The following is a 21,316-nucleotide window of genomic DNA, read 5'->3' as shown; positions in this document are numbered from 1 at the left end:
ATTATTTACTTGTGAGTTTTCATCTTTTCTTTATGTTTAATAACCTGACGATCCAGCTTGTCGATCAGCCCATCAATCGCGGCATACATAACATCTTGTTCGTCAGAAGCGAATAACTTTCCACCGGCGACATGAATTTCGCCTTCGGCTTTTTGACGGTTTTTTTCAACGCTTAAGGTTACCTGTGCATTGGTAATGTTGTCGAAATGGCGCTCCAGCTTTTCAAATTTGTTCTGAACATATTCGTTCAGGGAATCAGTCAATTCAACGTGGTGACCAGTAATATTGATCTGCATGGTAATCTCCTAGTGTTGTTGTCCGGGTCGAATCCCGGTTCCCATGATAAACAGTTATTAAACCAAACGTTTTCGTTCATTAGAAGGTGGAATGCTAAGGGATTCTCTGTATTTTGCAATGGTTCTGCGCGCAACATTGATCCCTTGCTCCTCCAGGAGCTGTGCAATCTTGTTATCACTCAAGGGTTTGGTCGGGCTCTCAGCGATAACTAGCTTCTTAATCAATGCTCGGATAGCCGTGGATGAGCAGGTTCCGCCATTGACCGTTGTCACATGGCTGGAGAAAAAATACTTCAGTTCAAAGATACCCCGAGGGGTATGCATGTATTTTTGCGTCGTTACCCGCGATATGGTGGATTCATGCATTTCCACCGCCTCGGCGATATCGTGAAGCACCATGGGGCGCATCGCCTCATCACCGTGCTCTAAAAAGGCTTCCTGTCGTTTAACGATCTCGTGTGTGACTTTCATGAGTGTATCGTTACGACTCAGTAAGCTTTTAATAAACCACCGGGCTTCCTGCAAGTGGTTTTTAAGATAGGTGTTATCGGGGCTGCTATCCGCCCGCCGAATGAGATCGGCGTAGCTATCGTTAATCCGTAGCTTGGGGGCTACTTCCGGATTGAGTGTGACCTGCCAGACATCCTTTTCTTTATAGACCAATACATCGGGTATGACATATTCCGATTGAGTACTGGTGATCATCGAGCCGGGTTTCGGGTTGAGTGTGCGGATGAGGTTGATGGCTTCTAATAGCTGAGGCTCTCGAATCCGCGCTTTACGCATGAGTTGCTTATAATCATGGTTACCTAGGAGGTGAATATATTGAGTCACCAACTTGAGCGCTTCGGCACGATAGTCTGTTTTAGGGGGTAGCTGCTGTAATTGAATGGCTAGGCATTCGCTTAGATCGCGAGCGGCAACCCCGGGTGGGTCAAACTGCTGAATACGGCGTAAAACGGCCTCAACCTCATCCAGTTCGATGTTCTTGAGCTGTTCATCATCCTGACGTTGAAAATAGTCTAAGATGGAGTCGAGCTCAACACTGAGATAGCCGTCCACATTGATGCCGTCAATAATATTGGTGGCGATCAGTTCGTCAATGGGACTCATCGGGGTGAGATTTAACTGCCAATTCAGATGATCTTGCAGGGTTTCATCGGCGGTGTCATTCGATTCCATCTCCATGTCGGAGAAGTCATGGGATGATGCAGATGATGAGCTGGATACCGTCTGATAAGTGTCTTCCCAGTTACTATCGGTGGATAGTTCATTAGGAATGTCATCATTCCAATCGCTATCGGTGGCTTGAATGTCTTCTGATTCCGACGTTTTAGCCGATGCGGAGACGGATTCATGATTGCTGATTTCTGCATCAGAGGAGGCTTGATCGGCAGCGTTCTCAGAGGCGCTCTCTTCTTCAGCCACTTCCAGCATCGGGTTGGATTCCAGTGCTTCTTGAATCTCCTGTTGCAGATCAAGCGTCGATAATTGCAGTAAGCGAATCGCTTGCTGCAATTGTGGAGTCATGGTCAGATGCTGACCCATTTTTAGTTGTAGCGCTTGTTTCATAGGGAATCGCTTATATACCTGTTACAGCCTGAATTGCTCACCGAGATAGGCTTCCCTGACCTGCTGGTTTGCCAGTATATCCTCTGGTGATCCTTCTGCAAGAATATAACCTTCACTAACAATATAGGCTTGTTCGCATATATCCAATGTTTCGCGAACATTATGATCGGTGATTAAGACACCGATACCCTTGTTTTGTAAATGTTTTACGGTTTGCTTGATATCACTCACTGAAATCGGATCGACGCCAGCAAAGGGCTCATCCAGCAGAATAAAGGTGGGTTCTGTGGCTAATGCTCTGGCAATTTCAACGCGTCGCCTTTCTCCACCGGAAAGGCTCATGCCTATACTCTTGCTCAGGTGTGAAATATGAAATTCTTCCAGTAATTCATCTAATTTCTGTTGCCGCTGCTGCTGATTTAGCTCTTTACGAGTTTCCAGAATGGCCATTAGGTTATCATGCACACTCAGCTTACGGAAAATCGATGCCTCTTGCGGCAAATAACCAATACCTTTACGGGCCCGACCGTGCATTGGTTCTTTGGTGAGATCCAATTGATCGATTTTTATACGCCCTCGATCGGCATCTACCAAGCCAACAATCATATAAAAACAGGTGGTTTTACCTGCACCGTTGGGGCCCAAGAGACCGACAATTTGGCCGCTATCGACGCTCATCGAGACATCTCGTACAACCTCACGGCCTTTGTAACTCTTTGCGAGGTTAAGTGCTTCTAGTCGACTCATTGTGGCTGGAGTTCTCCAGGTGCAGGTGTAGGCTCAGTTGTCGGTGTTGCCTTGGGTTGAATCACGATTTGTACCCGCTCTCCGTCAGCATTTTCATCTCTAAATGCATTGACGGTACTTTTGTTCATATTGTAAACAATTCGGTTGCCGCTAAAGAGGTCGGAACCCTGAGTCACTTTGGCTTGGCCGGTGATTTCGAGTTCTTTCGTGTGTAGATTGTAATCTAGCACTTCACCGTATGCATGAGTAATCTCTTGATCGGCGGACGAGCGTTGTTGAAATTCGGCGGGGCGTCCTCTGGCGATAATCATGGTGATGGTGTTGCCCGTTTGTCTGAGCTCTATACTGTCGCCGCTTACCTTCAGGCTGCCCTGTGTTAACAGGACATCGCCTTTATAGAGGGTAATGCCCGTTTGATCGTTTCGGGTAGCGCTATCTGCCGTGATGTGAATTGCTTTGTTGGCATCACTGGGTAAGGCCATCGCCATCGGCTGCCAGCTGAGTAGCATCACGCATAAGGCTTTGCTTATACGGTTAATTAACATTGTATACTCCGGTTACGTCTGACAGGAGGTTAAGAATGCCACTGTCAGTGTCTATTGTCATGCCTACGCTGGTAGTGACACCTAATCGACTTGAAATGGTTACTCGCTGATCGGTCTTCGCGATATTTTCCTGCGGTAAGATGACTAAGGATTCAGTGCGTAGCATGTTCGCCTGTGTTGGATCAGGATTGTCCTGAAATAGTACCTTTCCCTCGAGGACAATTTTATCATCGTTGTCACTGATGATGCCTCTGAGACTGCTGACTTTTCGGCTCGGTTGCTGAGCGTTGTATATCTGCATCTCAGGGTTGGTCACTAATATTTGTTGTAAGGCCGGTTGATGTTCTAACTGGGTTGAACTTAATTGTTGTTTCAGCTTGCCGGTAGGAGAAAAATCCCTTATCTGCCCATTAACAATATAATAATCGGCTTGTTGATAGGCGGGGTTGGGTTCTTCTTTCGGAAGCACAGTATGATGTTCTGTATCCATTCCCAAATAGATTACCGTCGGGAATAGGATCGCCGCCGCGGCTATGAGTCGGGCACGTCCAGTCAGCATTTACAAATACTCGCGGTACAGGGCTTCAAGCTTGCCTTGACCTGCTAGAATGGTTTCGCAAAACTCTCTTCCTGCACCATTCCCCGCGGTGCGTTGAGTACACCAATCGGCATGTGCGGCAACGAATTGATGGCCACCATTGACGGTGGCACCAAAATTCACGGCACGAATAGCGGCGAGGTCGGGCAGGTCATCACCAATATAGGCGGTTTGTTGAGCGCTAAAGCCCGTATCCTGCCACAGCTCTTGTAGCGCCGTGAGTTTGTCTTCGCGACCCTGATAAAGGTAATCGATCCCTAATGCTGCTGCACGGCGTTCGACTTGAGGTGAACATCTTCCGGTAATAATGGCCGTTTTGATATCGCCCTGAGCGAGCAGTTTAATGCCCAGTCCATCGAGGGTGTTGAAGTTTTTAACTTCACTACCGTCGGCGAGAAAATTGAGTTTACCATCGGTGAGCACACCATCAACATCAAAGACTGCCAGTTTGATGGGGGCCAGCTTATCGAGCTGTGCGAGGCTGAGTTCTTGTCTGAGTTTGTCGACAAACGGTGAAGGCATTAGATGACTCCTGCTTTGAGCATATCATGCATATTCAGCGCACCGACCGGACAGCTAGCTTCATCGAGCACGATCAACGCGTTAATTTGTTTGTCTTGCATGATCTGCAGGGCTTCAGCCGCGAGTATATCGCTGCTGACGGTGGTGCACTCTGTCGTCATGACATCGGTAATTGGCGTGTTCTGCATATCGACATCATGATCGAGGGTACGACGTAAGTCGCCGTCAGTGAAAACCCCTTGTAATATACCGGCTTCATCGACCACGGTGGTCATACCGAGATGTTTATGGGTGACTTCCATCAAGGCGTCTTTGAGCATGGTAGAACTACTGACGCGAGGTATCTCATCGCCACTGTGCATAATGTCGGAAACCTTCAGTAACAAGCGACGGCCTAAGCTGCCGCCGGGATGAGAGAAGGCAAAGTCTTCAGCACTGAAGCCTCGGGCTTCCAATAATGCAATCGCTAACGCATCGCCAATAACCAGTGAGGCGGTTGTACTGGAGGTGGGGGCGAGACCTAGCGGACAGGCTTCTTGACGGATGGTGACATTTAAGTTGGCATCCGCGCTGCGAGATAGGGTTGATTCTGGGTTGCCGGTGATACTGATCAGCGGTGCATTCATGCGTTTGATCAGCGGTAGAATCGACAGTACTTCATTGGTTTCACCCGAATTAGACAGTGCGACCACGACATCGGCGCGGGTGATCATTCCTAGGTCACCGTGACTCGCCTCACCAGGATGAACAAAGAACGAGGGTGTACCTGTCGAGGCGAGGGTGGCTGCTATTTTACGGCCTATATGACCACTCTTTCCCATCCCCGTTACGATTACGCGACCTTGACATGCTAATGCTAGGTGACAGGCTTTGGTAAAATCGTCATTCAGATAGCCTAATAGATCGTTGATGGCATCTCGTTCCACTTCGAGGGTACGTTTGGCGGAAGCTAAAAAATCTAATTCTTTATTCATCATTGATTATTCACAACATTATTTGCAGAGGTGAAGGCTGCCAGCCGATAATTGGGTTAAACACTCATATTGTATAGTAGTGCAAGATAGCCTGCATAGGCAGTCAGCAGTATTCCACCTTCGAGGCGTGAGATTTTAGGTGAACGCTGATAAATAACCAGTGCAACGAGTAGCACTGTTAAGGCCAGTGTCGCACCGTAATCACGCCATAAAACCACGGATTCGAGTTGAATCGGCACGAGTAAACCAGGGACCGCCATTACCGCGGCAATATTAAATATATTCGATCCAACGACATTGCCTAAGGCGATATCGGTGTGGCCTTTCAACGCACTGGCAACGGAAGCTGCGAGTTCGGGTAAGCTGGTGCCAATGGCGACGATCGTCAGACCGATGACTAGATCGCTAACCCCTAAGCTTAAGGCAATCTCGGTGGCGCCCCATACCAGTAAGCGGGAGCTAGCCGCTAGCAGCAGTAGTCCGGTGATAAGCCAGAATATAGCCCAAGCAGTCGATAACTCGGGTAACTCCTCTTCTTCATCATTGATGGCATCATCGCTAGCATTACGCTGAAATCGAGTAAATAGATAGAGACAAGCGGCGAGTGCTAAACACAGAACAATCGCATCAATACGCCCTAAATAGAGATCGTAGAGCACCCCACCGGCCAATAACGTGATGGCGAGTAACAGCGGTACTTCTTGTTTAAGGACTTTAGATCGTACCGGCAATGGGGCAATCAGAGCGGTGATGCCGAGCACTAATCCTATATTAGCAATATTGGATCCTAATGCATTACCGACGGCAAGATCGCCGGCACCAGTGGTGGAGGCCATAATGGAGACCAGAATTTCGGGTGCCGAAGTACCAAACGAAACCACGGTCAGGCCAATCAGCATCGGCGACATACCCATGTTTTTGGCGGTTCCGGCGGCGCCGATAACGAAGCGATCAGCGCTCCAGACTAGAATAATAAAACCTAATAGTAGTGCAATAATGGGGTATAACATCGGTTAGTTGTTCAGCCTTGGTTAAAACGGTGGCCTATTTAATGAGTAATCTGTCTTATGTGCAAGAGGTTGCTGCCATTGAGGTCGATTTTATTCAAGTTTATAGGTAAGAGTGGTACACTCAGCGCGATTTTTTTATAGCAACAAGGTCGCTCAATAAACCTTTTGCTATACGCTTTTTAGTGGTTTTAGCGTGTGATCGATGCAGAGCGCATCTTATCCACGCTGTAACTCGTTATTATCCTGATTGAGTCATCGCTATTATGGATTTTATTGACGATATCATCATTGATATTAAGCAGCTTACCTTTAGTCGGGGTGATCGATATATCTGTAAAAATATAGATATTCGTATTCCACGGGGTAAGGTGACGGCGATTATGGGGCCGAGTGGCACCGGGAAAACGACACTGTTGAAATTGATCGGTGGGCAGTTGAAGCCGGATGCCGGTTCGATTCTGTTGGATGGCGATGATATTCCCCGTCTCGGTCGCCATGAGTTGTTCAATGTGCGCGAAAAAATGGGCATGTTGTTTCAGAGCGGCGCACTGTTTACCGATATGACTGTGTTTGAAAATGTCGCTTTTCCCTTGCGAGTACATACACAGCTTCCGGAAGATATGGTCCGTGATATCGTGTTGATGAAATTACAGGCAGTCGGTTTGCGGGGGGCTGCAGAACTGATGCCGAGCGAGTTATCTGGTGGGATGGGACGTCGAGTCGCATTGGCGAGGGCGATCGCCTTGGATCCCGCGTTGGTTATGTATGATGAGCCGTTTACCGGACAAGATCCCATCGCCATGGGCGTGCTGGTTAATCTGATCAAGACCCTGAATAAGGCGCTGGGACATAGCAGTATTATAGTTTCACACGATATTAACGAAACACTGAGTATCGCCGATTACATCTATATCATTGCGGATGGCGGTGTCATTGCGCATGGTACACCCGAACAGTTAAAGCAAAATGATGCTGAGCAGGTACGACAGTTTATGCAGGGATTACCTGATGGCCCGGTACCTTTTCATTTTCCCGCGAGTGATTACGCTACTGAACTCATGGAGGGACGCTGATGCAGTCGGTTATTGCTAATTTGGCGTTACTCGGACGATCAACCATCAACCGTTTGGCGGCTATTGGTCGTTCGGGCATGTTGTTGATGCATGCAGTGATTGCTCGTCCTGAGCCTTTTAATTCATTTCCATTGCTGATGCGACAACTCTATTCGGTTGGCGTTTTGTCAATGGTGATCATTATGGTGTCGGGTCTGTTTATCGGTATGGTCTTGGCGTTGCAAGGCTATACCATCTTGGTGGATTACGGCAGTGAACAGGCGGTTGGACAGATGGTGGCGCTGAGTCTGGTGCGTGAATTGGCACCGGTGGTGACGGCGTTGTTATTTGCCGGGCGGGCGGGTTCTGCCTTAACCGCCGAGATCGGTTTGATGAAGACGACCGAGCAGCTATCGGGTATGGAAATGATTGGTGTCGATCCGTTGCGGCGGATTATCGCGCCACGCTTCTGGGCTGGACTGATCTCTTTACCTATTCTGACGATGATTTTTAGTGCCGTCGGAATCTGGGGTGGATTATTAGTGGGTGTCGATTGGCTGGGTATTTATGAAGGCTCTTTCTGGGCTAATATGCAGAACTCAGTCGATTTTTTTGATGATGTGGTTAATGGTTTGATTAAGTCCTTGGTGTTTGGGGTCGTGGTGACTTGGGTCGCTGTATTTCAGGGGTATGATTCGGTGCCTACGTCTGAGGGCATTAGTCAGGCAACCACCAAAACCGTTGTGTATTCATCCCTAGCCGTTCTGGGGCTTGACTTTATTCTGACAGCTTTGATGTTTGGAGATTTGTAAGACATGCGTATTCGTGGAATTGAGCTGGGTGTAGGTGTTTTTATGTTGGTGGGCGCGTTATCGCTTGCCATGCTGGCTATTAATGTCAGTGGTTTGACGCTTTCTAAGCAAGAGGGCTCGTATAAAATTTATGCCTTGTTTGAAAATGTCGGTGGGCTGACGGCCCGTTCGAAAGTCACTATGTCCGGTGTGGCGATTGGTCAAGTCACCAATATTAGTATCGATCGTCAAAAGTTGATGGCATTGGTCGAAATGGAGATTAATGCCGATACCGATTATTTAACTTCCGATAGTTCGGCATCGATCTTGACCGCCGGTTTGTTAGGTGAAAAATATATAGGTATCACAACAGGGGCTGCGGATGATGAAATTTTGCAACAGGGTGATTTCATTGAAGACACTCAGTCATCGCTAGTCTTGGAAGAATTAATTGGTAAGTTTCTCTTTAATAAGGCCTCGGAATAACCTTTATCAAGGTCTCGTTATATAAGGATGGGAATTGTAAACATGAGATATATTAATCGTTGCTTGGTACTACTGACCCTGCTGTTCACGACCGTTACTGCTCAGGCATCTTGGGATGAAGCGCGGGATACCATTGAACAAGCGTCATCTAAGATGATGCAGGTGCTGGAAAATGAACCGCTGAAAGCACCTGAGCAGAGTGAAGCATTAATTGCTGAAATCGAGGCTATTTTGAATCCCGTTGTGGATTTTGATTACGCGTCTAAGCGCGTGATGGGTAAGTACTATAACCGTGTTGATGCTAAGCAGCAGCAGTTGTTTTCTTCGGTGTTTAAAGACACGATGGTGCGTACCTATGCTAAGTCCTTGACCGGTTTCGATATTGTTCGATATGAAGTCGCACCGGAAGGTCATCCAAGCCCTGATGCGGATAAGCAGGTGGTCAGCGTGAATGTGTTTGCTGCGAATGGCCAGCAGTACACCTTGGTGTATTACATGCTGAAACAAGAGAGCGGTTGGCGCTTGGTTAATGTGTTGGTGGATGGTATTAACCTGCGCTTGAATTTCAAGAATCAATTCGCAGATATGGTGTCGCGGACGAATGGTGATGTGAAGCAGGTGATTGCTGATTGGAAAGCCGCGATGGCCAATAATGGCAGCAAGGATAGCTAATGGTCGCTCAGGTTGAAATCAGCTCTGATGCGATTGTGCTGAACGGTGATCTTCTGTTTAGTACGATCATTTCGGTGCGTCAGGCGCTTGAAAATGCGATTGATCAAACGACTCAAGCGATCGTGATCGATTTTGCTAACGTCGGGCGGGTGGATAGCTCTGCCGTATCACTTTGGCTGTGCCTGATGCGTAAAAGTCAGGCATTAAATCGATCACTCACTGCGCGCAATATTCCTGCCGAACTGAGTGCCATCGTGCGCTTAGTTGGCTTAGAGCATACCGCCCTTAATCCATAGCCGAATGAATTAGAACGCTCTGAGGTTCGATGACTGTATTCGCGACAGTCATCGCCTTTTGTTGCTCTTTCCGCTATTATTATCGGCTCATTATTTTCCCCCTATTGTCATTGGTATCATGCATGCAAATCGAAGATGTAAAACGTATTCTGGAAGAAAAACTGGAAGGTTGTGAAGTATTTCCTGAGGGCGAAGGCTGTAATTTTCAGGTCACTGTCGTTGGCGATATCTTTGAAGGTCTGCGGCCGGTGAAAAAGCAACAGATGGTTTATGGCTGTCTTTCAGATCAGATTGCTGATGGTAGTATCCATGCACTGACTATCAAAACGTTTACTCGGGCCCAGTGGGCAGAATTGAACTGAAGCGCATAAGGGCCCTATTTTCATGGACAAACTGATCATCACCGGTGGCCGTCGCTTGGAAGGCGAAGTGCGCATTTCCGGAGCAAAGAACTCCGCTTTGCCGATTCTCGCCGCTACACTTTTAGCTGACGAACCCGTTACGGTGAGTAATTTACCGCATCTGCATGATATTACCACCATGCTGGAATTGCTCCGGCAGATGGGGGTTGAATTAACCATTGATGAAAAGCTCAATGTTGAAATCGATGCGCGTACATTAACGTCAACGGTCGCGCCGTATGATCTGGTTAAAACCATGCGAGCTTCAATTTTGGTATTAGGGCCGCTGTTGGCGCACTTTGGTCATGCAGAGGTATCGCTGCCCGGAGGCTGTGCGATTGGTAGCCGTCCGGTCGATCTTCACCTAAAAGGTCTTGAGGCTCTTGGTGCAGAGATTGCGGTTGAAGAAGGCTTTATTCGTGCCACCTGCGATGGGCGCTTGAAAGGAGGGCGAGTCTTCTTTGATATCGTTACGGTTACCGGTACCGAGAATATCTTGATGGCGGCAGCCTTGGCTGAAGGGCAGTCGGTGATTGAAAACGCGGCTCGAGAACCTGAAATAGTTGATCTCGCCGAATTCTTGATCGCAATGGGTGCCGATATCACCGGTCATGGTACCGATACCATCGTCGTTAATGGGGTTGCTTCGCTGAAAAGCTGTACCTACTCGGTGGTAGCCGATCGGATTGAAACCGGCACTTATCTGGTAGCTGCCGCAGCAACACGCGGAAAAGTTAAGGTAAAAAGTACGCGTCCGGATATTCTCGATGTGGTGTTACAAAAGCTCATTGAAGCGGGGGCTGAAATCGAATGTGGTGCCGATTGGATTAGTCTGGATATGAAGGGTAAGCGCCCTAAGGCGGTGAACTTAACCACCGCCCCTTATCCCGCTTTTCCTACCGACATGCAGGCGCAGTTTGCCGCCTTGAATGTGATTGCTGAAGGTGTTGGCGTAATTAAAGAAACGGTGTTCGAAAATCGTTTTATGCATATGCAAGAGATGTTGCGTATGGGCGCTAAGATCTCTATTGACGGCAATACGGCCATTATTGAAGGGCGTGAAGTGCTCACGGGTGCTCCGGTGATGGCTACGGATCTGCGCGCCTCTGCGAGTTTGGTGATTGCGGCGATGGTGGCAACAGGTGATACGGTGATCGATCGTATCTATCATATTGATCGTGGCTATGAATGTATTGAAGAAAAACTCCAACTGCTGGGAGCTAAAATTAAGCGAGTTCCAGGTAATCGGAATATCGTACCGGCAGAAGATTAGCACTGAGCCAACCTTAGCATTGACAGCCTAGGCTGTGTGCTTGTATTGAATTTTAAGTGGTAACAAAACTGCAATTATGAAACAGAACTTGACCATTGCGCTATCTAAAGGGCGTATTCTGAAAGATACGCTGCCGCTCTTAGAAGCAGCTAACATTATTCCCGCTGAAGATATTTTCAGCAGTCGTAAGCTAATATTCGATACCAACCATGAGAACATCAAATTGGTTGTTATTCGGGCCACCGATGTGCCTACTTATGTGGAGCATGGTGGTGCTGATATGGGTGTTGCAGGCAAAGATGTGCTCTTGGAATATGGTTCTAAAGATCTTTATGAGCCACTCGATCTTGATATTGCCAAGTGTAAACTGATGGTAGCCGGCATGAAGGGCGCAGGCAACGTTGAAGGGCGCATGAAAGTCGCTAGCAAATTCGTTAATATCACCAAAGAATATTTTGCCCGTCAGGGGCGTCAGGTTGATATTATCAAACTCTACGGGGCGATGGAGCTAGCACCGATTATGGGGCTAGCCGATCGTATCGTTGATATTGTTGATACGGGGAATACCCTCAGGGCCAACGGTCTCGAGCCGATGGAAGATATCTGTTACGTCAGTTCGCGATTGGTCGTTGGCAAGGCGGCATTGAAAATGAAGCATCGGCAGATACAGCCTATCATTGAACAATTAGCTGCGGCAGTCGACGCGCGAAAAGATAGAGCGGAATAATCATGACTCAGCCAAAGATTTTAAGATTAGATAGTCAGCAGGCGGATTTCAGTGAACAGTTGGATAAACTGTTGGCCTGGGAATCGGTTTCCAATAAAGATGTTAATCGTACGGTTGAAGAGATTCTTGAGCGCGTTAAAGCCGAAGGTGATAGCGCGGTGGTTGAATACACAAACCGCTTCGACCGGCTTAACGTCAGTACGATGGCTGAACTTGAGTTTACTCAGGATGATTTAGAACAGGCTTTGGCTGGGTTGCCGGAAGAGCAAAATAAAGCCTTGCGAGTGGCTGCTCAGCGAGTACGTGATTATCACGAACGGCAGAAAGGTGAGTCATGGCAGTATCAGGAAGCTGATGGCACCTTGTTAGGCCAAAAAGTCACGCCAATGGATAAAGCTGGGCTTTACGTGCCGGGCGGTAAAGCCTCTTACCCATCATCGGTTTTAATGAATGCGATTCCGGCTCACGTTGCCGGTGTTGACGAGTTGATTATGGTGGTGCCGACACCCGACGGTGAAGTGAATCAGTTGGTGCTAGCGGCAGCGGCGCTAGCCGGTGTTAGCCGTGCCTTCGCCATTGGTGGCGCACAGGCGATTGCCGCACTGGCCTATGGGACTCAAACGATACCTAAAGTGGATAAGATTGTCGGCCCAGGTAATATCTTCGTGGCGACGGCTAAGCGTGCGGTTTATGGCACCGTTGGTATCGATATGATCGCCGGACCATCTGAGATTTTGGTGATTTGTGATGGGCAGACAGATCCTGATTGGATTGCTATGGATCTGTTCTCTCAGGCCGAACACGATGAAGATGCCCAGCCGATATTGATCAGCCCAGATGCTGAATTCCTCGATAAGGTGAGCGCTAGTATCGCTAAATTACTGCCAACGATGGAGCGTGAAGCTATTATTAGTCGCTCATTGGCTGATCGTGCAGCGCTGATCAAAGTGGAAAATCTAGAGCAAGCGGCTGAGGTTAATAACCGCATCGCGCCCGAGCACTTAGAGTTGTCTGTAGCCGATCCTAAAGCGCTGCTGCCTTTGATTAAGCATGCGGGTGCGATCTTTATGGGGCGTTATACCGCTGAGGCGCTGGGTGATTATTGTGCTGGGCCAAATCATGTATTGCCAACGTCTGGTACCGCTCGATTCTCATCACCTTTGGGTGTGTATGATTTCCAGAAACGATCTTCATTGATTATGTTTTCAGAAGACGGTGCATCGGAAATGGGTAAAGTTGCCTCTGTGTTAGCCCGCGGTGAAAGTCTTACCGCTCATGCTCGTTCAGCTGAATACCGTATTAAAGAGTAAAGTGTCAGCTTGATTGACTGTATATTATAAAAAGCCCTACGGGGCTTTTTTGCTATTCGTCAGTGATGAACATTAATCACTTAAGGCTTAACGTTATCGCTGTTAGCTTCGTCAGCTTTAGTCGCGGGCACCTCTTTTACCGCATTATCAATCGCCGGTCGTTCTGCGACGGCGATGTCTAATTCTATCACCTCGCCGTTACGCCAAACTTTAACGGGGATAATGGTGCCAGGCGGCATGCGAGCGACACTGTACATAGAGTTATAGCTGTTGACGATTTTTTTACCTCCAATCTCCAGTAAAATATCTCCCGGTAATAGTCCTGCTTGATGGGCCGGTCCATTACGGAAAATGCCCGCAATAATTAAGCCTTTGGTGTCTTTTAAGCCGAAGGATTCCGCCAGTTCTGGGGTTATTTCCTGAGCTTCAACACCCACCCACCCACGGATCACTCGGCCATGTTCTATGAGATCTTGCATCACCTGTTGAGCTTGATCAGAAGGGATGGCAAAGCCGATACCCTGTGAGCCGCCAGAGCGAGTAAAAATCGCAGTATTAATGCCGATCAGGTTGCCTTGTGCGTTGATTAATGCGCCACCAGAGTTACCTGGATTGATGGCGGCATCGGTTTGAATAAAGTCTTCATAGGTGTTCAGTCCTAGCTGATTGCGCCCCGTAGCACTAATAATTCCCATCGTCACGGTTTGCCCCACACCAAATGGATTGCCGATAGCCAGCGTTACATCGCCGACACGTAGGTTTGCCGATGAGCTGATGGTAATGCTAGGTAGCTGAGGCAGGTTTATTTTTAGCACCGCTAAATCGGTATCGGGATCGTTACCTACAACGGTGGCGGTAGCTTCACGGCCATCTTGCAGTGCAACGACAATACTGTCAGCGCCGGAAATGACATGATTATTCGTGGCGATATAACCTTCGGGGCTGAGAATGACGCCAGAGCCAAGACTGGATTGAATGCGTTCTTTGTGACCGGTGTTGGCATCATAATATTTGCGGATATCAGGATCATTATAGATCTGATTGTTACTGCTAGGCACAACGGTACGGGTATAGATGTTGACGACGCTGGAGGCGGCGTGTTCTACCGCATCGGCATAGGAAAACGGGCCGCGAACATCGTTGTAAGATGTGGCAGTCTGACGGATTTGAGGAGTACTGGTTTGCGGAGCAAACATATCAGGTAGATAGATTAGCAAGGCCACGGCCGCGAGAATCCCTGACAGAATAGGCCACACCAGAAAAGCAAAACGTTGAATCAATTAGAGATGCCTTTATAAACAGTGGTAAAGTTATTCAGCTATTTTAGAATTATACGGATAATAAAGTGTTTTTGGGAAGATAAAGAAAAGATTATGGCGGTATCACTGAAACAGTTAGTTAATTATTGTAATTCCCTCTTATCCTCTGAAAAATATAGGGATTATTGCCCCAATGGTTTACAGGTTGAGGGCTGTCATGAGGTTAAGCGAATCATATCTGGAGTGACGGCAAGTCAGGCCTTGCTCGATCGGGCTGTTGAACTGCAGGCTGATCTGATTCTGGTTCACCATGGTTATTTTTGGAAAGGTGAAGCTGAAGCGATCGTGGGTATGAAAAAGCGCCGCTTACAAACGCTATTAAGCCATGATATCAGTCTATTGGCTTATCATCTGCCTTTAGATGGCCATCCCGATCTGGGTAATAATGCCTGCTTAGCAGAGCAGCTAGAGTTGCAGGTTCTCGGCGGTTTAGAGCCTGATAATCCATTGAGTATCGGACTGATAGGTCGGTTAGCCGAACCCTTAAGTGCGGCTGAATTGAGGCAGAAAATCGCGATGGTATTGGGGCGCGAGGTGCTGCATATCGATGCTGGCCCGCAGCAGATTGAAACGCTTGGTTGGTGTACGGGCGCGGCACAGGGGTATATCGATAAGGCGGCTGAACTTGGCTTGGATGCTTATATCTCAGGCGAAATTTCTGAACCGACGGTCCATAGTGCTCGAGAGTTGGGCATTCACTATTTTGCGGCGGGGCATCATGCGACTGAACGCTATGGCGTGCAGGCGTTAGGAGAGCGATTAGCGAAAGAGTTTGATATAGAGCATCAGTTTGTTGATATTGATAATCCGGTTTAACCGCTAGATTAGGTTAGCGAGTGACGTAGATAAAAAAACCGGCCAGTGGCCGGTTTTGATTGACGGGCAAGGCAAACATTAGGTTGTTTGCCTGCCGACTATTTTTCTTCTTTATCGCTAACCTTCGCTGCGGGAATCTGATCTTTCAAAAGCGGTGGTATCTCTTCTTTTGAATCATCTTCTTGAAACTCGGCGGTTTTCTTAAGACCATACTTGTCTGACAACATCCCTTCTTCATCGGGCTCTTTAGGCGCATAATCGCGAGGTGGCTCAACGACGTCGGGTTCGGCAGCGGTGGCGGGCTCATCAGTGATTGGGCTTTGCTCAGCGGCTGTTGATGTTTCCGCTGCTGACGCTGATTCGGCTATGCGTGCTTGAACATCGCTGTTTAGCTTTTCAGGTGAGTGTTCACCCATGCAAAGCATTTCTGAGCCTTGTGCTAAGTGTTGATGAACTTGTTTGTAGCTCTCAGTTAGGCCGTTAACGAGCTCTGCCGTCTTTTCGAAGTGACCGTTGACTTTTTCCTTGTACTCATTCAGATCGCGCTGCGCGTCATTCAACTGACTCGTCAACTTTTTCTGACTGGAACTATCGCCGGAACGTCCCAACAGATAGCCGATGAGTGCTCCTGCTAACAGGGTTACAATACCAATAATCCAGACGCTATTCTCTGCCACATTAACTCCTTAAATGCACTGATTCATAGCTGAAGAATACCGCAAACAAAAGATAAATCCTATGTTATTTTGGTGAGATCATTTCAACTTTAAGTTGTTGTTTCGGCTTTCCATTGCTGTGCCTGATGATACTTTTCTGCCAGATAAGCCACTTGTTCGGCTAATACGGCACAGGCTTGATCGGCATTATGCTGACTCAGTGCCTGTAAAATTCGTTGATGTTGATCGATGATCACAGAGCGTTCACGAAAACGAAAGGTGACCATGTTGCTGATGGGTTGTAGCGCCTCGATGACACTGAACATAATAAAACTGAGGAGCGGGTTTCCAGAGGCTTCGGCTATCAGGCGGTGGAAGCGCACATCGGAAGCACAAAACTGTTCCGCGGTGAGCGTGTCATTCTGCTGTTCAGCGAGTTCCCGTGCTAATGCTTCAAGTTGCTCTTCATTGATCAGAGGCGCGGCTAACTGCAGGCAATTGCTTTCCAGCAGTAGGCGAGTTTGATTGATATCATCCATCGAGAACGCATCCATACCCACTAATAGCGTCGTTGCACTGGTCAGAGCATCGCTTAAGTCGGCGGCGGATGGACGATTGATAAACGTGCCGCCGGTGGGACCACGGCGTGATCGAACCAGATTTTGAGCGGCTAAGCGTTTCAGTGCTTCACGAATGGTTGGACGAGATACCTGATAGCGCAGCGCTAACTCTCCCTCGGTAGGAAGACGGTCATCGGCTTTGAGAGAACCATCCATAATCGCTTGACGGATCTGTTGAGCGATCTGGCTCGATAGACTGCGTTGCGCGATAGGGGCGATGTCTAAACTCACAGGGTATCTCCTGTCGGTTCCCGTTCAGCAAGGAACTCTAATGTCTTTAATTTCAGAGGGTTATCGAAACCAATCTCGAGAGGAAAGTCTTGCAAATCCTACTTGGAATGGCATTGCTCCTGAGAATCCTAGTCATGCTGGAATTAACTATAACAAGTATGGATATTGATCAATTAGCTATTATTAAAGTGTATCCATTTTACAGCATAAAGGTGTCATGTGACAGGTAGGCCGTTATCCCCCTTAAGACGAGTTATCCATAGGCGTGGGGTGAACACAAGCTTGTGAAAAAACTTGCTGTATGCCTTTAGCGTAAAGACAAGGAATAAGTTTAAGACAGATGGAAAGCTAAACGGTGGCTATCGGTTAGGAAAAATCATCGGCTCATGTGGATAAAATGTCTGAAAATATGACGCTACTCCTGCCTGGATAGCCGTTCGATAACAATAAATTTTCAATTTTTCAGGAGCAGTGGACGAGTTAGCAGGTAATGAAAGCATACCTGTCAGGTATTTACACAACTCTATATGGAGTTTCCCTAAATTAATTGAATAACTAAATTGGGTTACCAGGCAAAGTGAACAACGTTTTTTTGAATAAAATTTTAGGTGACTGAATCGATCAGTCAATCGCAGACACTTTATCGCTTGCTGAGCTGTCGTTTGTAACGTTTATTCAAAAGATGCGGTTATAGCTGAAGACTTTTCTCTATACAAAGCTATTCTTACATGTGCGAGTAAGGCTTGGCTTAGATAAGTTTATGCTGAGGTTATGTGATGACTGTGATTTAGGGCCCTATAAGTCAGTACCACTTTGAGCTGGATTTTGGGTGTTTTGAAAGTAGCTTGAAACAGTAGATAAGTCATGTATCACGGTAGCTGTAGCCAATCCAGCTAAGTTGGAATTGGGTTCCGGTACCATCTGGAAACCACAATAATGAGTGTGTCGTTATGGCATATTTACGACTTATGGTTAATTTGTAAGACAAATTAAAATGGTGTAGATTTGGCCATATGTTAATTTGTAAGACAAATAGAGATGCAAGACTATTGGTCTGCTTTGTCGTACTCAGTTGAGCGACGCTGGGCGTGAGATGCTGCACTTCGTTTAGCTGTATAGCATCGACAAACAGGCGCTTGGGATGCGATAAGAAGATAAAACCGTTTAAAGTGAGGTGAGTTATGTTTAAGGCGCTGGTATTGGAGCAGGAAGAGGGAAAAACGCTTTCTGCAGTTAAAACGTTGGAACTTAGTGATTTACCGGATGAAGATGTATTGGTGGAGGTCAGTTATTCCTCACTGAACTATAAAGACGGTTTAGCGGTAACCGGTAGCGGTAAGATTGTGCATCAATTTCCGATGGTGCCGGGGATCGATCTCGCTGGTGTGGTTAAAGAATCTCGCAGCCCTGATTATCAGCCCGGCGATCAAGTTATTATGACCGGCTGGAGTGTCGGTGAACGCTACTGGGGTGGTTATAGTCAGTATGCACGGATGAAACCGGAGTGGTTGGTTAAAATGCCTAAAGGGATGGATGCCGCTAAAGCGATGTCGATCGGGACGGCGGGATTAACGGCGATGCTGTGTGTCATGGCGCTAGAAGAAGGGGGCATTACGCCTGAGCGGGGAACGGTAGTCGTTACCGGTGCCGCAGGTGGTGTGGGTAGCGTCGCCGTCGCTATCTTGAGTCAGTTGGGTTATACCGTTGCTGCCGTCACGGGGCGTGAATCGACGCATGAATATCTGCGAGGCTTAGGCGCTAGCGAATTGTTATCACGTGCCGAAATGGCAGAAGCTGCGCGTCCGCTGGAAAAGCAGCGCTGGGCCGGCGCGATCGATACTGTCGGCGATACCATGCTTGCGCGGGTGTTAGCCGAGACTGATTATCGTGGTACCGTGGCGGCCTGTGGTCTGGCGGGGGGTTATAAACTGCCGACTACGGTGATGCCCTTTATCTTGCGAAATGTCCGTTTACAAGGGGTTGATTCGGTGATGTGTCCAGAGGCTATTCGAGCGACTGCTTGGCAGCGTTTGCTGACGGATCTACCCGATAATGCCTTGGGTGAGATTTCCCATGTCATTGGTTTAGCGGATGTGCCTCAGGCGGCAGCGGATATTGTGGCGGGTAAAATTCAGGGACGCACGCTGGTGGACCCTAATCTATGATGCGGTAAGGGGTTATCGCTTGCTGATAAGCGCTACAGAGTGAAAAAGGAGACCGTAAGTCTCCTTTTTAGCATTAATAATACGCCAGTCTGATTAAACTGCCTCGCACTGAGCAGATGCTGAGTGCGCGTGCGGCTGAACCTTACTAGTCGATGTCAGCTCGCTGGTGAGGACGTTTTCACGTTAACCAAGGTCAAGGCTTTTAGGCTCAAGGTTAAATTTGTGGCAGTGAGCTTCATAACGTTTTTTGAGATCTGCTTCGCCTAACAGGTTGCCCGGCTCATCACGATAAGAGCCGCTACCATCGAGCACCGAGCCTTGCCATTTCTGTTCGATAGCGGTGCGTGCACTCTGTTGTTTAAACCAGTGTATGAAGCGATTGGCCTGGGCTAATAAGCGATAACTTGAGGCGCTGCTATTAACGACCATGGTGTAGAAAAAAGGCCGCGGGGCTAGGTTTCCGGGAATGATTTCAATTTTATCGGACCACGGGCTAGCTTGATTCTTACATGCCCAGTAATAGATGGGCAGGTCTATGCCGAACGCATCAACGATGCCATCAGCCAAGCAATGATGGATGCGAGCTTGATCAGAGTAGGCGATAAGATTGTTCAGGGTGATGTGGCCGCCGGGTTTGTTTTCGTTACTGCTCCAACGGATACCGAGATCTTCGAGAATCATTAAACCGGCGGGATCGTTGATGACGCCAACCACTTTATCCTGTAAGTCTTGAATCGAGTTGATGCGCGTGTCGCCTTTCCTACGGGCTAAAACCCATGGCAGGTATGTGTAGGCTTCTGAGTAAGCGGCGTTATCGTATTCTGCCGATGGCGGTAATGCGCTGATGACAATATCGGCGGGCGGCTGACCAAACTTTTTACCTGCGGTGAGTAACTCTGTACACATATCCCACGGCGTTTCGATAAAATCACACTCAACCCCGAGGTATTGAGCAAAGGCCATAGCATAATCGACATCAAGCCCTTTCAAAGGCTGACCTAGTTTTTCTCGAAACGATAAACCGACGAAGTTAGGTTCGATGGCAACGCGCAGCTTGCCTCTACGCAGAATATCATCCAACTGATCATGTCCGGCATCGGCGACGAGATGCAGTTTCTTCAGTGTTTGATTGATCGTTTGAGAGGCTAGCTGAATATCGGCACTATGAATATCAACTTTATCTAACCCGTGCGACATCTCTTCGACAACATGATTAATTAACTGGTTTTTGTTATCGATCCGCTGCATGGCACCGTTACTCATCTCCAGGGTTTCAAAGATGACGGCGGTATTGTCCATCACGGCACTGAGTTGGGTGGCGATGGAGTTAAATAATTCAGTTAATTGTTCGGTAGCCGATTGAGTGACCTTGACAAAATTATCGAGCTTTTCACTATTGGCTCGGCTTATATTGTTTAGATCGGTATTGACCTGAGAGAAGTCGAGTTGTTTGGCGGCTTGATGGGCTTGTTCCGTGGTGACGTTGGCTAGCCGTCTGACTTCATCGGCTACCACTGCAAAGCCGCGGCCATGTTCACCGGCCCGCGCGGCTTCGATAGAGGCGTTAAGGGCTAACAGGTTGACCCCTTTACCGATGTTCAGAATGCCATCGAGCACCTCATTAACGCTGCTAGATTTTTCCGATAGAGAGTGACTGATCTCATCCAGCGATTGATTAATCGAGCTATTAACATCCTGTACTTCTGCTTCAATCTGTTGCTGTAGTGTGCTGACGGTGGCGTTAGAACTGTTTAAATAATCATTAGCCACGTTTAAGTCGGTGTCTAATTTGGCGGCGCGTTGATTAATCTCTGAGAGAAAGTTTTGTTGTGCTTCTAGGGCTCTGAATATTTGTCGAGACAGTTGTGCAGTCTGACTGCTAATCAGCTGTAATGCACGATAGAAACGTTTTTCATCGGCTGAAAAGTAGGGCACATCAATCGTTTGGTTGACTGAGGTGTTGATTATAGGTGCGCCTGTATCATCCGGCGTTTTATTGTTCGATGTGCCAAAGATTTTACTCAATAGTGTCATTGCTCATTCCGTCAGGACTACCTAATAAGCCCTATCTACAAGCAAATGTTGTTCCATATGAAAATAAAATTCATATCAGGAATAAAGTAGACGCATTCCCTTAGTTTATGACGCTAAGTCTGCGGTTATCGTGAATAAAAGGGAATGACGTCATGATAGATCAGCTTAATCACACATAAACGCATCGATTTGCACTAATATGG

Annotated in this window: 23 protein-coding genes; 11 read left to right on the top strand and 12 right to left on the bottom strand. The window is 47.7% G+C overall.

What is annotated here, in order from left to right; translation table 11 throughout:
• Nucleotides 1-5: 5 nt before the first annotated feature.
• From raiA to Q4488_RS11760, 8 genes are read right to left on the bottom strand one after another with little or no spacing between them, the layout of a single operon-like run.
• Nucleotides 6-296, bottom strand: coding sequence for a ribosome-associated translation inhibitor RaiA (gene raiA / locus Q4488_RS11795; protein ID WP_303580674.1), 291 nt, complete (start codon nt 294-296; stop codon nt 6-8).
• Nucleotides 297-353: 57 nt separating this feature from the next.
• Nucleotides 354-1,868 carry an RNA polymerase factor sigma-54 gene (locus Q4488_RS11790; protein WP_303580673.1) on the bottom strand — a complete coding sequence of 505 codons (1,515 nt, stop codon included), beginning with the start codon at nt 1,866-1,868 and terminating at the stop codon, nt 354-356.
• Between the two features lie 21 nt (nt 1,869-1,889).
• The gene (lptB, locus tag Q4488_RS11785; protein WP_303580672.1) at nt 1,890-2,615 is read right to left on the bottom strand and encodes an LPS export ABC transporter ATP-binding protein; all 726 of its coding nucleotides are present in this window, start codon (nt 2,613-2,615) and stop codon (nt 1,890-1,892) included.
• On the bottom strand, nt 2,612-3,160 hold the full coding sequence (lptA, locus tag Q4488_RS11780) for a lipopolysaccharide transport periplasmic protein LptA (RefSeq protein ID WP_303580671.1): 549 nt from the start codon (nt 3,158-3,160) through the stop codon (nt 2,612-2,614). The genes lptB and lptA overlap by 4 nt, the downstream gene beginning before the upstream one ends.
• Nucleotides 3,150-3,719 (bottom strand): LPS export ABC transporter periplasmic protein LptC, encoded by a 570-nt coding sequence (gene lptC, locus Q4488_RS11775; RefSeq protein WP_303580670.1) that lies wholly within the window; start codon nt 3,717-3,719, stop codon nt 3,150-3,152. The genes lptA and lptC overlap by 11 nt, the downstream gene beginning before the upstream one ends.
• Nucleotides 3,720-4,280, bottom strand: a complete 561-nt coding sequence (locus tag Q4488_RS11770) for an HAD family hydrolase (protein WP_303580669.1) — start codon at nt 4,278-4,280, stop codon at nt 3,720-3,722.
• On the bottom strand, nt 4,280-5,254 hold the full coding sequence (locus tag Q4488_RS11765) for a KpsF/GutQ family sugar-phosphate isomerase (protein ID WP_303580704.1): 975 nt from the start codon (nt 5,252-5,254) through the stop codon (nt 4,280-4,282). The genes Q4488_RS11770 and Q4488_RS11765 overlap by 1 nt, the downstream gene beginning before the upstream one ends.
• Before the next feature lie 56 nt (nt 5,255-5,310).
• Entirely contained in the window at nt 5,311-6,264 is a 954-nt protein-coding gene (locus Q4488_RS11760) for a calcium/sodium antiporter (protein WP_303580668.1), read from the bottom strand.
• Nucleotides 6,265-6,527: 263 nt separating this feature from the next.
• On the opposite strand from Q4488_RS11760, the gene Q4488_RS11755 reads away from it, so the two are divergent.
• The 9 genes from Q4488_RS11755 to hisD all read left to right on the top strand — a co-directional run bounded on the left by Q4488_RS11755 (nt 6,528) and on the right by hisD (nt 13,272).
• Entirely contained in the window at nt 6,528-7,337 is an 810-nt protein-coding gene (locus Q4488_RS11755) for an ATP-binding cassette domain-containing protein (RefSeq protein WP_303580667.1), read from the top strand.
• On the top strand, nt 7,337-8,128 hold the full coding sequence (mlaE, locus tag Q4488_RS11750) for a lipid asymmetry maintenance ABC transporter permease subunit MlaE (protein ID WP_303580666.1): 792 nt from the start codon (nt 7,337-7,339) through the stop codon (nt 8,126-8,128). Before Q4488_RS11755 ends, mlaE begins: the two co-directional genes overlap by 1 nt.
• Nucleotides 8,129-8,131: 3 nt before the next feature.
• Nucleotides 8,132-8,593: an outer membrane lipid asymmetry maintenance protein MlaD gene (gene mlaD / locus Q4488_RS11745; RefSeq protein WP_303580665.1), complete on the top strand. Its 462-nt coding sequence runs from the start codon at nt 8,132-8,134 to the stop codon at nt 8,591-8,593.
• Between the two features lie 42 nt (nt 8,594-8,635).
• Nucleotides 8,636-9,265: a phospholipid-binding protein MlaC gene (locus Q4488_RS11740; RefSeq protein WP_303580664.1), complete on the top strand. Its 630-nt coding sequence runs from the start codon at nt 8,636-8,638 to the stop codon at nt 9,263-9,265.
• Entirely contained in the window at nt 9,265-9,561 is a 297-nt protein-coding gene (locus Q4488_RS11735; protein WP_303580663.1) for a lipid asymmetry maintenance protein MlaB, read from the top strand. The genes Q4488_RS11740 and Q4488_RS11735 overlap by 1 nt, the downstream gene beginning before the upstream one ends.
• Nucleotides 9,562-9,683: 122 nt before the next feature.
• Nucleotides 9,684-9,923 (top strand): BolA family protein, encoded by a 240-nt coding sequence (locus Q4488_RS11730; RefSeq protein WP_303580662.1) that lies wholly within the window; start codon nt 9,684-9,686, stop codon nt 9,921-9,923.
• A 22-nt stretch (nt 9,924-9,945) separates the two neighbouring features.
• Nucleotides 9,946-11,235, top strand: coding sequence for a UDP-N-acetylglucosamine 1-carboxyvinyltransferase (gene murA / locus Q4488_RS11725; protein ID WP_303580661.1), 1,290 nt, complete (start codon nt 9,946-9,948; stop codon nt 11,233-11,235).
• 76 nt (nt 11,236-11,311) lie between these two features.
• Nucleotides 11,312-11,962, top strand: coding sequence for an ATP phosphoribosyltransferase (hisG, locus tag Q4488_RS11720; RefSeq protein ID WP_303580660.1), 651 nt, complete (start codon nt 11,312-11,314; stop codon nt 11,960-11,962).
• A gap of 2 nt (nt 11,963-11,964) precedes the next feature.
• Nucleotides 11,965-13,272: a histidinol dehydrogenase gene (gene hisD, locus Q4488_RS11715; RefSeq protein ID WP_303580659.1), complete on the top strand. Its 1,308-nt coding sequence runs from the start codon at nt 11,965-11,967 to the stop codon at nt 13,270-13,272.
• Nucleotides 13,273-13,352: 80 nt separating this feature from the next.
• On the opposite strand, the gene Q4488_RS11710 is transcribed toward hisD, so the two are convergent.
• Entirely contained in the window at nt 13,353-14,552 is a 1,200-nt protein-coding gene (locus Q4488_RS11710) for a S1C family serine protease (RefSeq protein WP_368411572.1), read from the bottom strand.
• A gap of 93 nt (nt 14,553-14,645) precedes the next feature.
• Here Q4488_RS11710 and Q4488_RS11705 point away from each other — a divergent pair, with 93 nt between their 5' ends.
• On the top strand, nt 14,646-15,407 hold the full coding sequence (locus Q4488_RS11705; RefSeq protein WP_303580658.1) for a Nif3-like dinuclear metal center hexameric protein: 762 nt from the start codon (nt 14,646-14,648) through the stop codon (nt 15,405-15,407).
• 98 nt (nt 15,408-15,505) lie between these two features.
• Here the strand turns inward: Q4488_RS11705 and Q4488_RS11700 are convergent, their stop codons facing one another.
• Together Q4488_RS11700 and Q4488_RS11695 are read right to left on the bottom strand one after the other, a co-directional pair.
• Nucleotides 15,506-16,084 carry a YhcB family protein gene (locus Q4488_RS11700; protein WP_303580657.1) on the bottom strand — a complete coding sequence of 193 codons (579 nt, stop codon included), beginning with the start codon at nt 16,082-16,084 and terminating at the stop codon, nt 15,506-15,508.
• Nucleotides 16,085-16,173: 89 nt separating this feature from the next.
• Complete coding sequence (locus Q4488_RS11695; protein ID WP_303580656.1) at nt 16,174-16,914, bottom strand: FadR/GntR family transcriptional regulator; 741 nt, start codon at nt 16,912-16,914, stop codon at nt 16,174-16,176.
• A 1,181-nt stretch (nt 16,915-18,095) separates the two neighbouring features.
• Between Q4488_RS11695 and Q4488_RS11690 the strand changes: the two genes are divergently transcribed.
• Nucleotides 18,096-19,079, top strand: coding sequence for an MDR family oxidoreductase (locus Q4488_RS11690; RefSeq protein ID WP_303580655.1), 984 nt, complete (start codon nt 18,096-18,098; stop codon nt 19,077-19,079).
• Nucleotides 19,080-19,262: 183 nt separating this feature from the next.
• Here the strand turns inward: Q4488_RS11690 and Q4488_RS11685 are convergent, their stop codons facing one another.
• On the bottom strand, nt 19,263-21,113 hold the full coding sequence (locus Q4488_RS11685) for a methyl-accepting chemotaxis protein (RefSeq protein ID WP_303580654.1): 1,851 nt from the start codon (nt 21,111-21,113) through the stop codon (nt 19,263-19,265).
• Nucleotides 21,114-21,316: the final 203 nt, after the last annotated feature.

Origin of the sequence: Amphritea sp. 1_MG-2023 (genome assembly GCF_030547545.1) — a bacterium.
In the GTDB taxonomy this organism is placed as follows: domain Bacteria; phylum Pseudomonadota; class Gammaproteobacteria; order Pseudomonadales; family Balneatricaceae; genus Amphritea.
This window is presented reverse-complemented; position numbering and strand designations above follow the sequence as displayed.